Source organism: Coleofasciculus sp. G2-EDA-02 (assembly GCF_040226375.1).
In the GTDB taxonomy this organism is placed as follows: Bacteria; Cyanobacteriota; Cyanobacteriia; order Cyanobacteriales; family Coleofasciculaceae; genus Coleofasciculus.
Map to the genome: position 1 here is coordinate 23,036 of NZ_JAVKEW010000016.1, position 10,596 is coordinate 33,631.

Here is a 10,596-nt window from a genome sequence, read left to right on the forward strand (position 1 = left end):
GGTAATACCGTACCCCTACCTCAAATTCAACCCAGCAGCGCTAACGTACAGGTGGCGGAACCTCTAACCCCACGCGATCGCGTCCTCCAATTTTCGGCGCTACCATCGATACTGTAGGCGGATTTCCTTCAGCCAACGTCGGTACCGAACCGCGCAACCGGGCGGTTAACTGCTGCGTCGTCGAGTCATACATCTGTGTGACTAGCTTGGGATACAAGCCAATGCCAATAATCGGCACCAGCAAACAAGCGATAATAAACACCTCACGCGGTTCCGCATCCTGCAAAACCTCGTGTTCCACCAGTTCCTTATTTTCCGAACCGTAGAAGATTTCCCGCAGATTTGACAGCAGATAAATCGGCGTGAGAATTACTCCAACGGCTGCCAAAAAGACCACGATTACCTTAAATGTGGAATTGTAGGCATCCGAGGTAGCAAATCCGACAAACACCATTAACTCTGCCACAAAGCCACTCATCCCCGGTAACGCCAGAGACGCCATGGAACAAGTCGTCCACATGGCAAAAATCTTCCGCATCCGTTGACCCACGCCCCCCATTTCATCCAACATCAGGGTATGGGTTCGGTCATAAGTTGCCCCGACTAAGAAGAACAGACTCGCCCCAATTAAACCGTGGGACACCATTTGCAACACCGCCCCACTCAAACCCAAGTCTGTAAATGAGCCAATCCCGATTAAAACAAAGCCCATGTGGGAAATCGAGGAATAGGCAATCTTGCGCTTTAGATTGCGTTGGGCAAAAGAGGTTAATGCCGCATAAACGATATTCACCACCCCCAAAATCACCAACACTGGGGCAAAATAGGCATGAGCATCGGGTAACATCCCGGCATTCATGCGAATTAGGGCATATCCGCCCATCTTCAACAGAATCCCCGCTAGCAACATGTGAACCGGGGCAGTGGCTTCCCCATGGGCATCGGGTAACCAAGTATGTAAGGGGAAAATCGGTAACTTCACCCCATAAGAAATCATCAAACAAGCATACAGCAACAGTTCCAAATTTAGGGCATAATCCTTTAAAGCGAGCGATCGCATATCAAAGGTAACCGTATCCCCATAGAATGCCATCGCCAACGCCGCGATCAAAATAAACAGCGATCCCCCTGCCGTATACAGAATAAACTTCGTTGCCGCATACAGCCGCTTTTTGCCGCCCCAAATCGAAAGCAGCAAATAAACCGGAATTAACTCCAGTTCCCACGCTAGGAAAAACAACAGCATATCCTGAACCGCAAACACGGCAATCTGACCGCCGTACATTGCCAGCATCAGGAAGTAAAACAGCTTAGGCTTCAGGGTTACGGGCCAAGCCGCGAGGATTGCCAACGTCGTCATAAACCCCGTTAACAATACCAAAGGCATCGATAAGCCATCCACCCCTACCGACCAATTCAAGTCTAGGGTGGGCACCCAAGCATACTTCTCAACTAGTTGCAGTCCCGGATTGGCAAAATCATACTTTGTGACGAAAGCACAAACTATCAACGTAAAATCAATCAGCCCAACAATCAGGGCATACCAGCGTTCCCAGACGCCATTCTTCTGGGGCAATAATGGAATGCCGACAGAAGCGACGATGGGAAACAGAATAATTACAGTTAACCAAGGAAAATCAGTCATCGTATACCTCGTGAGACCCCGCATTCAGCGAAGCAATGCGGGGAGGAATAGAGGTCAAATCGACCCTTTCAACAAGGGGAGATTTAACAATCCAGGTGAAGGCACGACGATTAATCCCGTGCTTCGCTGCAACAACTGGACTTTTTTGGCGCTAAATTGACCAAGTCGCTTCCAACTAGCATCGCTAACTGAAACCTGTTTCTCGGTATCTCCAGAACACCAACCGATGTATACCTTCCCGGCTTTTTCGGCTAAAACCTTGTCACCCTTTCTGAACACCTTCCGGGTAACTGTGCCGCCGTATTTGCGCCGTTTGTTTCCTTTGGACGGAACACAAAGATGTAATTGTCTGCGACTAACGGGCGGTCTACGGATTACTGCAAACGGTGCAGGTGTGATTTGAACGTCACCACGCCAATCGCCATGTTTAGCATTATCCGAATGCCACTCCCGCCATTGGGTAAACTCAAACGCCGCCAACATTACTCCATCGACGGCATGTGTGGCTGGTGTCTGATTAGCTTTGTTTTTCTTGTCCTTGGCTAATCCCAACCACTGTCTAAGCTGCGTCGTTCCGTTGCCATTTCTTTGCCATCCCTGATGAGTTTTAACTGGGGCTAACTTAGACAACCAAGTCAGCATTTGTCGCTGACCCACCATGACCGGAGAGAAGCCGACACCAGAACGAGCAGACTTACGCCCACTGGTTTTGTCCACGTCAGCCATGACTAACTCATAGTGAATGGCACTAATAGGGAACAGCTTAAACAACTCTTTAACTACTCTTAATTCCAATTGCTTATTAGCTCGAATTGATGGAGGCAATTTGCCTTGCCTACGGTTATTAAACCTTTTTTGACGATGGCAACGTTCAGAGTAAGGAAGCTTCCGGTTAATTCGTCTACCCCTCCTTGCTCGACGCATGACGCGCCGTAATTCCATCCGTTCCTTAACTGTCTTAAACGGTAGGACTAAATGAGCCATCCAAAGAGTAGCAAGGCTCGATTGAACCCCAATCCCCGAATAACATTTGCCGGGGTCTATACCCAAAGCTATGGGTTGAGTATTCTCTTCTGTTTCAAAGGTCAACTGAATGGCAAAGCATTCTAAATCGTTATGCACTACCTTAGCTTTGCCTTCTTTGAGCCAACGTCTAGCGCGGCTAGGTAGGGAAGGCATTAAAGGTTTACCTGACTTCGATAAAACTGGTACTCGTAACATGGAGATAATCCTCACGAGTGAGTGTGTAGTCCCTTCCCGCCATCTCGGTTAAGATGTCCTAACTTGCAGAGCGACTCGACAAAAAGTCTTAGAGGTAATCCGGACTAGGGAAGTATCCGGGTGTCTGTACCAAACCGAGACTCTATGCGGATATTCAACGGTTTAAATTGTCGTTTGTCCGACAATCCCTGACTTCAAGCGATAGCTAAGTCAGGGTTGTTGAAAGTTTATGGTTAGTGGTTAGAACTCAAAACCCGGTTCCCTCAAAGGTCGTGAAGGGTCAAAACCATGTCCTCAAAGGTCGTGAAGGGTCAAGTCAGGGCGGGTGCGAGTCACATTTATTTGTTGTGAGGTAAGAAACGATAGGAGTCAAACCCGCCCCTACCAAATTATCAAGACAACCCAGAAACAATCACAAAACCGAGAACTGCCCCAAAGACAATTAGCGCATAGAATTGAGCGCGACCGTTTTCGAGATATTTGAGTCCTTCACCACTGATCAGGGCAACTAAACCGGTTAAATTAACCGCACCATCGACCACACGGTAGTCTACTTCCATCACCTGGCGGGCTAGGCGACGACTTCCCTGGACGAATATCCGATCATAAATATCATCGAAATACCACTTGTTGAGGGAAAACTTGTAAAGCGGTGTAAAGTTTTTCGCGATCGCGGCGGGGTCAATTTGACGCATCCGGTACATCAGCGATGCTACGGTAATGCCAATTAGGGCAATCCCCACAGAGGAACCTGCCATCACCACAAACTCTGTCCAGTTAAACGCCGCTTCATGACTCACCACTTCCGCCACGGTTTCTCCAGGGGCGTGGATAAATTCCTCAAAGTAGTTGTCAAAGGGCATCCCCACCAGACCAATCAGCGTCGAGGGGACAGCGAGTAACAGTAAGGGTAAGGTCATGGTTAAAGGGGATTCATGGGGAGACTCACTATGCCCATGGTCATGATCCTCAGCCTCTAATTCCCGCCTATCCATGGCACCAGGTCCAAAAGCGGGTGCAGGTTCAGCCACAGCCCCTTTAATTTGCTCCTTAATACTGGTGATATTGCCCCGGAAATCGCCCTCAAAGGTCATGAAATACATGCGGAACATATAGAAGGCAGTCAGTCCAGCCGTCAGCCAACCGACAACCCACAGTCCTGGAGAAGCCGCAAAAGCACTGCCTAAGATTTCATCCTTTGACCAGAATCCAGCAAAGGGGGGAATCCCACAAATTGCCAGAGTGCCAATTAAAAACGTCAGGGAGGTAATCGGCATATACTTCCGCAATCCTCCCATCAGCCGCATATCTTGGGCTAAATCCGGATCATGACCGACCACGGCTTCCATACCATGAATCACAGAACCGGAACAGAGGAAGAGCATGGCTTTAAAATAAGCGTGGGTCATCAGGTGGAATAACCCGGCACTGTATGCCCCAATCCCCATTGCCATCACCATGTAGCCTAACTGGGAGATGGTGGAATAAGCCAGACCCTTTTTGATGTCATTTTGGGTCAGGGCGATGGTTGCCCCTAAAAAGGCGGTAAATCCTCCCGTCCAGGCAATGACTGTCATCGCCAGGGGGATATTTTCAAACACGGGGTACATACGGGCAATCAGAAATACCCCAGCTGCGACCATAGTGGCGGCGTGAATCAGTGCTGAAATTGGGGTAGGACCTTCCATCGCGTCAGGAAGCCAAACATGCAAGGGAAATTGAGCAGATTTGGCAACCGGTCCTAAAAAGACTAATACGGCAAACAGGGCGGCGAGTCCGCTGCTAATGTAACCGGATTCGACAAAGGCTTCTAAGTGGGCGCCCATGACATCAAACTCGAAGCTACCGGTTGCCCAGTACAGCCCTAGGATGCCTAAAAGGAGACCAAAGTCCCCCACCCGGTTAACGACAAAGGCTTTTTGACAAGCATCGGCGGCGGCTTTGCGATCGTACCAGAATCCGATGAGTAGGTACGAACACATGCCCACCAGTTCCCAGAAAATATAAACCTGTATGAGGTTGGGACTAATCACCAGACCCAACATTGAGGAACTAAACAGGCTTAAATAGGCATAGAAGCGCACATAACCGGAGTCGTGTGCCATGTAGCCGTCGGTATACACCATGACCAGAAAGGCGACGGTGGTAACGACGACTAACATCAACGCCGTTAGGTTGTCGATGGTGTAACCCATCATTAGGTGGAAATTCCCCGCCGCCGCCCATTCCAGGGTACGGGTAAACGGTTCATGTCCGTGAAATTGACTCCAGAATATGGCAAAAGACAGCACCATCGCCGCCCCCAGCAGGGAGACGACGAACACGGAGGATAACTGCCGTAGCTGATTCGTGGTTTTGTTGAATGAGATAAGCCCTAAGCCGACTAGCATTGCCCCTGCCAAGGGCAAGACCGGGATCAACCAGGCATATTGATAAAGCGGTTCCATGGAAGACAGCTTACTTTAGATTTCTTTACTATTTTGACAAACCGTTAACAACTGTGACATATACCTATACAAAAAGAAAGTTGGCTCGGTGTGAGCCAACCTCAAGTAGAAATACTTATTTTATATAACCACCCGTTAACCATAAGCCAAAAAGCAGATACCATAAACTTTACAGCCTTGGAGCCTTCTACCCTGGAACCTTCTGCCTTCTGCTTTTACTAGGCGGCTGATTGAGTTGCATTCTCTAAGGCGGTATGAGTTAAACTTTGTCCCATGGATGCTGAATACTGTGATTCATTGTTCCCGATCAGGTTTTGAATCGCTAAGCGCAAGTCATCTCGTCCTTGAAAGCCTTCTAGTCGCTCCACTAACTGACCGTTCTCAAATAAGAGCAAGGTTGGTAAGGATTTGAGTTGATAGGCACTGGCAAGCCTGAGACTATTATCCGCATTCACCCGCACGACTTCAATCTGATCGCTCCATTCCTGCTGTACGTCCTCCAACATTGGCTGGATTAGGCGACACAGCCCACACCAAGGTGCCCAAAAATCAACCAGAACCATCTTGGAGTTTTCTAAAACGTATTGCTTAAACGTCTGCTCGTTCACCGACAACACCATGATCCCTCGAATTCTATTGGATTTTTACTCTAGCCTTGGGATCATGCTACATCGAATTGGGATTATTTGAACAATAAATCCACTAATTTTACCAATTTATTTGGGCAGTTGCTCCCATGAGTAGGGGATGCGCCCACCATAACAAGCCGACAAAGCCGATTACGCCTAGATAGGCGGGACGGATAAATTCTTCCCATTTCAGGGTTTGGCGTCCCTGAATCAGGGCAAGGAAGGGAAAAACCGAGGTGCGCTCTTTGACAGACTCAAAGGCTTCACCATAGCGCTTAGAAAGCCGTTGATCCCCATGCCAAACCCCAAAGCAATGGTGCAAAATTAATCCCACCGAGGTGAGTAGGGTGAAGCTGGTGCCAATCCAGAGGGTGTGAGCAATACACCAGATCACCTGTCCCACCATTTGCGGATGTCGGGTAATGCGAATAATTCCGGTTTCGTAGAGGTGAACTTGAGGTTTCTGGATGGCGGCGATTTCTAACAGATTGAATGTCGCTGGGTAGAGAAACAAAAAAGAAATCGCCGAAAGCCACCAGACTAGGGACTTGATCCCCGGAATTCCCTGCATCTGCCATAATTGAATCCCATCATAGCGGTGGTTGAAAAAGTAAATAATTAATACAACGGCAAGAGATAGGCTAACCAGAGCAAATAAAATTCGATAGAACCTCGCGCCAATGCGTTGTTCAGCCCAAGGTCGCAGTGCGGCTAGACCACTATGCGCGATCGCAAACCCCAAAAGTAGTCCAGCCATTACCCAATGACTGGATGTCACGTTAGTCAAGACCCCCATAAATCCTGATGTTGATTCATTGCACAATTCATCCTAGCAAGAATACTCAAAGAGTTGATCCCGTGTTGTGTTACTGTCGATTTCAGGCAGAGGTTTACATGTTCGTTTTTGGCAATTCCTACTATCGTTGACGTTAAATCCCATCTTCAACCCCCCTGGGATTGCCTGTTATTGCTCCTTTTTTGATGGTTTAGCTCCTATGTCTGACCTTCCTTTCACTCTCGATCAACTCCGCATTCTCAAAGCTATCGCTTCTGAGGGGAGTTTCAAACGTGCTGCTGATAGTTTGTACGTTTCCCAACCGGCTGTGAGTTTACAAGTGCAAAACTTGGAACGACAGCTTGATGTTCCTTTATTTGACCGAGGCGGGCGTCGCGCTCAATTGACAGAAGCCGGACACTTACTCCTAAGCTACGGTGAAAAAATCCTCACTCTTTGTCAGGAAACCTGTCGGGCGATTGAAGATTTACAGAATCTCCAGGGTGGAACGCTGATTGTGGGCGCTTCTCAAACCACGGGAACCTATCTCTTACCTCGGATGATTGGCTTGTTTCGACAGAAGTATCCCGATGTTTCAGTACAATTACAAGTCCACTCGACTCGCCGTACCTCTTGGTCTGTTTCCAATGGACAGGTCGATTTAGCCATCATTGGCGGTGAAGTACCCACGGAACTTCAAGAAACGTTACATATTATGCCCTATTCGGAAGACGAGTTGGCGCTCATTTTACCCGTCTTTCACCCCCTGGCAAAGGTGGGAACGGTGTATAAGGAGGATCTGTATAAGTTACAATTTATTGCCCTCGACTCCCAATCTACGATTCGTAAGGTAATTGACCACGTTCTCACCCGCTGCGATATTGATACCCGACGCCTGAAGATTGAGATGGAACTCAACTCAATTGAGGCAATTAAAAACGCGGTGCAATCTGGATTAGGGGCGGCTTTTGTGTCTATTTCAGCCATCGAAAAAGAATTGCAAATGGGTGTTTTGCACCGAGCAACGATAGAAGGCGTTGTGGTGAAGCGAATGTTGTCTTTAATCGTCAATCCCCATCGCTACCGTTCCAAAGCCGCCGAAGCATTCAGCCGGGAAATTTTGCCGCAGTTTGCGCCTCCAGGATGGCAAGAAAATCCACCCTCTTCAGCGCCAATAACTGCTCCTAAATTGAATTCGGCATCATCTCAACCTGCATCGTCTCAACCAACAGGTTAACGACAGTTGCTCAAAGCGTTTGCGGTTGAAATTGCCAGAGTGTAGAGGTGTGAGAGTGCAGAAGTAAGAGCTACCTGTAGGGGTACGACATGTCGTACCCCTACTAGGACTAGATTCGCCGCGTATGTTCTGATTATGAAAGTTAAACGCCTAAAAATAAATAATTTTCGTGGACTTGATGATTTGACATTGGACTTTCAGCAGAAATACCCAATTGTAATTATTGGTGTTAACGGAGTCGGAAAGTCAAGTATCCTTGATTGTCTTGCCATACTTTTATCACTTATGACCGGATGGTTGCAAGACTATACTGGATCGGTTCGAGGCTTCAGTGAACAAGATATTACGAATGGAAAAAATGAAACCGATAACGAAATTACAATAGTATACGATTCTCAAGACGTAACTTGGAAGCGTCGTCACCAAAGAGGTTCTCAGCAAATCCCTATTACCGATAACCCCCTAGAGCAACTACTATTACTTGTAGTACCGGGTTTAAAAGAGCGTATGAGTAGCTTTCAGCTGCAAAAGCAGATACGCCCTACCTTAGAGTCTATCGCCAGCAGTGGGGGACTGTACCGAGTTGATTTAGAGGGTATCCGCTCTCAGTGGGAAGCGATGACGGGTAGTGATGAATTTCAAAACTTTGTTGATACAATACGCCGGAATCTTCTTGATGAGCCGTCTGAATTCAACTTACCTCTAATCGTATATTACCCCATTAATCGACAGGTTGTTGATATTCCTTTAGAGGTCACAGAAAACCATGAATTTAAGCAGATCGATGCTTATGAGCAAGCCCTCCAAGCGAGACAAGTAGATTTTAAACGTTTCTTTGAATGGTTTCGAGAACGAGAAGACTTAGAAAATGAATATCGTCTCCAAAATAAAGCCGATTTTATAGACAGCCAGTTAGAAGCGGTAAGACGAGCTATATCGTCTATTCTCGATAATTTTTCCAACTTAAGAGTTCGTCGTTCCCCCTTACGAATGACGATTCAAAAACACGATGAAGAACTTATCATCAATCAACTATCTGATGGAGAGAAATGCTTGCTGGCAATGGTGGGAGATTTGGCTCGACGTTTAGCAATAGCCAATCCCGGTTTAGACGAGCCGCTTCAAGGTAGTGGCGTTGTTCTGATTGATGAAATTGAATTACACTTGCACCCAAAATGGCAACGCGATAGTATTCCAGCACTAACCCGAACCTTCCCGAATTGTCAATTTATTGTCACAACTCACTCACCCCAAGTGATTAGTCAAGTTAAGCCAGAAGGAATCTATATTCTGGAGAAAACCGAGGATGGGATCGTCGCCAAGCAGCCAGAAAGTTCTTATGGTAGAGACAGTAATCGGATTCTGGAAGACTTAATGGATACACCAGAACGTCCGCAGCCAATAAAAGAAAGACTTTTGGAACTGTTTCGACTGATTGATGATGGTAAACTGAGTGAAGCTCGCCAATTAAAAAATAATCTGGCTCAAGAAATTGGGTCAGACGAACCCGAATTTGCTAGTGCGGATATGCTGATTCGCAGAAAAGAGATCTTGGGGTGATGAAATATATCAGAAAAGGTCAAGAACCAGAACGATTTACGGCTTGGAAAGCCAGGAAAAATGAAGATTGGCAACCCAATTGGGATGCGTTGCGATCGCCAGAGAAACCAGCCGTCCATCAAGCCTTACTACAGGAACAAGGTTCTATCTGTTGCTACTGTGGTATTCAGATCAGCAGAGAAACCAGCCACATTGAACATTTAAAGCCTCGTACAACCTACCCTAATCTAGAACTTAAATATTCTAATTTATTGGCGTCTTGTCCGGGGGAAGGTGAGTTCTCCGAGGGGAGAAGCTTTAAAAAATTACCTCTATCCCAAAAACATTGTGGATACAAAAAAGAGGATTGGTACGATGCTAATTTGATGGTTTCACCTTTGTTAAAAAACTGTGCTGATTTTTTCAGGTATACAGGAGCGGGAGAGATTTTACCAACCGATGAACCGGGAATGGAGAAAGCAGCAAAAGAAACAATTGAAAGGCTAGGGTTAAATAATCCTAAATTGCAAGCCGCTAGAAAAAAGCAGATTCAAACCCTATTGCCATTAGTTGACAACGCTACAAACGCAGAAATTCAAAAACTTATTCAAGGATATGAACAACGCGATTCCCAGGGAAACCATACGCCATTTTGTTTTGCGATCGCGTATAGTCTAAGACAGTACTTTATCTCCCAGTAGCATGAATGTTGCAATTATCGGTTGCGGTTATGTCGGTAAAGCCGTTGCACACCACTGGCGTCAAGACTTGGGGTTGACTGTCACGGCGACGACAACCACTCCTGAGAAAGTGCCAACCCTAGAAAAAATTGCCCAGCGCGTTGTTGTAGTTAAAGGCAATGACCCCCGCATTTCTCACAAACTAATTTGAGAAGCTAATTTGAAGGGGAAAATTATAACTTTTCATGCGCAAAATAGAAAACTTCCAGATTCTCCAACAAAGGGCGTTGTATCATCAGCTAGCAGCTACGGGTTTACCAGTTGAAACGGGGACAGGTGGAATGACAAAGTTCAACCGCACCCGCTTAGGTTTACCGAAAACCCATTGGCTCGATGCTGCAAGCGTTGGACAATCAACCCCAG

8 protein-coding genes and 1 pseudogene are annotated in these 10,596 nt (G+C 46.9%); 4 read left to right on the forward strand and 5 right to left on the reverse strand.

Features of this window, described 5'->3' with window-relative positions:
* Positions 1–40: 40 nt before the first annotated feature.
* The 5 genes from RLO19_RS01275 to RLO19_RS01295 all read right to left on the reverse strand — a co-directional run bounded on the left by RLO19_RS01275 (position 41) and on the right by RLO19_RS01295 (position 6,738).
* Positions 41–1,645: an NAD(P)H-quinone oxidoreductase subunit 4 gene (locus RLO19_RS01275; protein WP_446353117.1), complete on the reverse strand. Its 1,605-nt coding sequence runs from the start codon at positions 1,643–1,645 to the stop codon at positions 41–43.
* A gap of 54 nt (positions 1,646–1,699) precedes the next feature.
* Positions 1,700–2,866 carry an RRXRR domain-containing protein gene (locus RLO19_RS01280; RefSeq protein WP_446353118.1) on the reverse strand — a complete coding sequence of 389 codons (1,167 nt, stop codon included), beginning with the start codon at positions 2,864–2,866 and terminating at the stop codon, positions 1,700–1,702.
* Positions 2,867–3,258: 392 nt separating this feature from the next.
* Positions 3,259–5,313, reverse strand: coding sequence for an NAD(P)H-quinone oxidoreductase subunit 5 (locus RLO19_RS01285; RefSeq protein ID WP_446353120.1), 2,055 nt, complete (start codon positions 5,311–5,313; stop codon positions 3,259–3,261).
* A gap of 218 nt (positions 5,314–5,531) precedes the next feature.
* Entirely contained in the window at positions 5,532–5,933 is a 402-nt protein-coding gene (trxA, locus tag RLO19_RS01290; protein ID WP_446353122.1) for a thioredoxin, read from the reverse strand.
* A gap of 88 nt (positions 5,934–6,021) precedes the next feature.
* Positions 6,022–6,738, reverse strand: coding sequence for an NnrU family protein (locus tag RLO19_RS01295; RefSeq protein ID WP_446353124.1), 717 nt, complete (start codon positions 6,736–6,738; stop codon positions 6,022–6,024).
* Positions 6,739–6,937: 199 nt separating this feature from the next.
* Between RLO19_RS01295 and RLO19_RS01300 the strand changes: the two genes are divergently transcribed.
* The 4 genes and pseudogenes from RLO19_RS01300 to RLO19_RS01315 form a co-directional block, all read left to right on the forward strand.
* The gene (locus RLO19_RS01300; protein WP_446353126.1) at positions 6,938–7,954 is read left to right on the forward strand and encodes a LysR substrate-binding domain-containing protein; all 1,017 of its coding nucleotides are present in this window, start codon (positions 6,938–6,940) and stop codon (positions 7,952–7,954) included.
* Between the two features lie 135 nt (positions 7,955–8,089).
* The gene (locus RLO19_RS01305) at positions 8,090–9,514 is read left to right on the forward strand and encodes an AAA family ATPase (RefSeq protein ID WP_446353128.1); all 1,425 of its coding nucleotides are present in this window, start codon (positions 8,090–8,092) and stop codon (positions 9,512–9,514) included.
* Complete coding sequence (locus RLO19_RS01310) at positions 9,514–10,194, forward strand: retron system putative HNH endonuclease (protein ID WP_446353130.1); 681 nt, start codon at positions 9,514–9,516, stop codon at positions 10,192–10,194. The genes RLO19_RS01305 and RLO19_RS01310 overlap by 1 nt, the downstream gene beginning before the upstream one ends.
* Before the next feature lies 1 nt (position 10,195).
* A pseudogene (locus RLO19_RS01315) lies at positions 10,196–10,357 on the forward strand (SDR family NAD(P)-dependent oxidoreductase); the annotation flags it as partial.
* Positions 10,358–10,596: the final 239 nt, after the last annotated feature.

Coding starts and splice junctions, on each gene's coding strand:
- RLO19_RS01280 (WP_446353118.1), bottom strand. CDS start 2,866: ATGTTACGAGTACCAGTTTTATCGAAGTCAGGTAAACCTTTAATGCCT.
- RLO19_RS01310 (WP_446353130.1), top strand. CDS start 9,514: ATGAAATATATCAGAAAAGGTCAAGAACCAGAACGATTTACGGCTTGG.
- RLO19_RS01285 (WP_446353120.1), bottom strand. CDS start 5,313: ATGGAACCGCTTTATCAATATGCCTGGTTGATCCCGGTCTTGCCCTTG.
- RLO19_RS01300 (WP_446353126.1), top strand. CDS start 6,938: ATGTCTGACCTTCCTTTCACTCTCGATCAACTCCGCATTCTCAAAGCT.
- trxA (WP_446353122.1), bottom strand. CDS start 5,933: ATGGTGTTGTCGGTGAACGAGCAGACGTTTAAGCAATACGTTTTAGAA.
- RLO19_RS01275 (WP_446353117.1), bottom strand. CDS start 1,645: ATGACTGATTTTCCTTGGTTAACTGTAATTATTCTGTTTCCCATCGTC.
- RLO19_RS01305 (WP_446353128.1), top strand. CDS start 8,090: ATGAAAGTTAAACGCCTAAAAATAAATAATTTTCGTGGACTTGATGAT.
- RLO19_RS01295 (WP_446353124.1), bottom strand. CDS start 6,738: ATGGGGGTCTTGACTAACGTGACATCCAGTCATTGGGTAATGGCTGGA.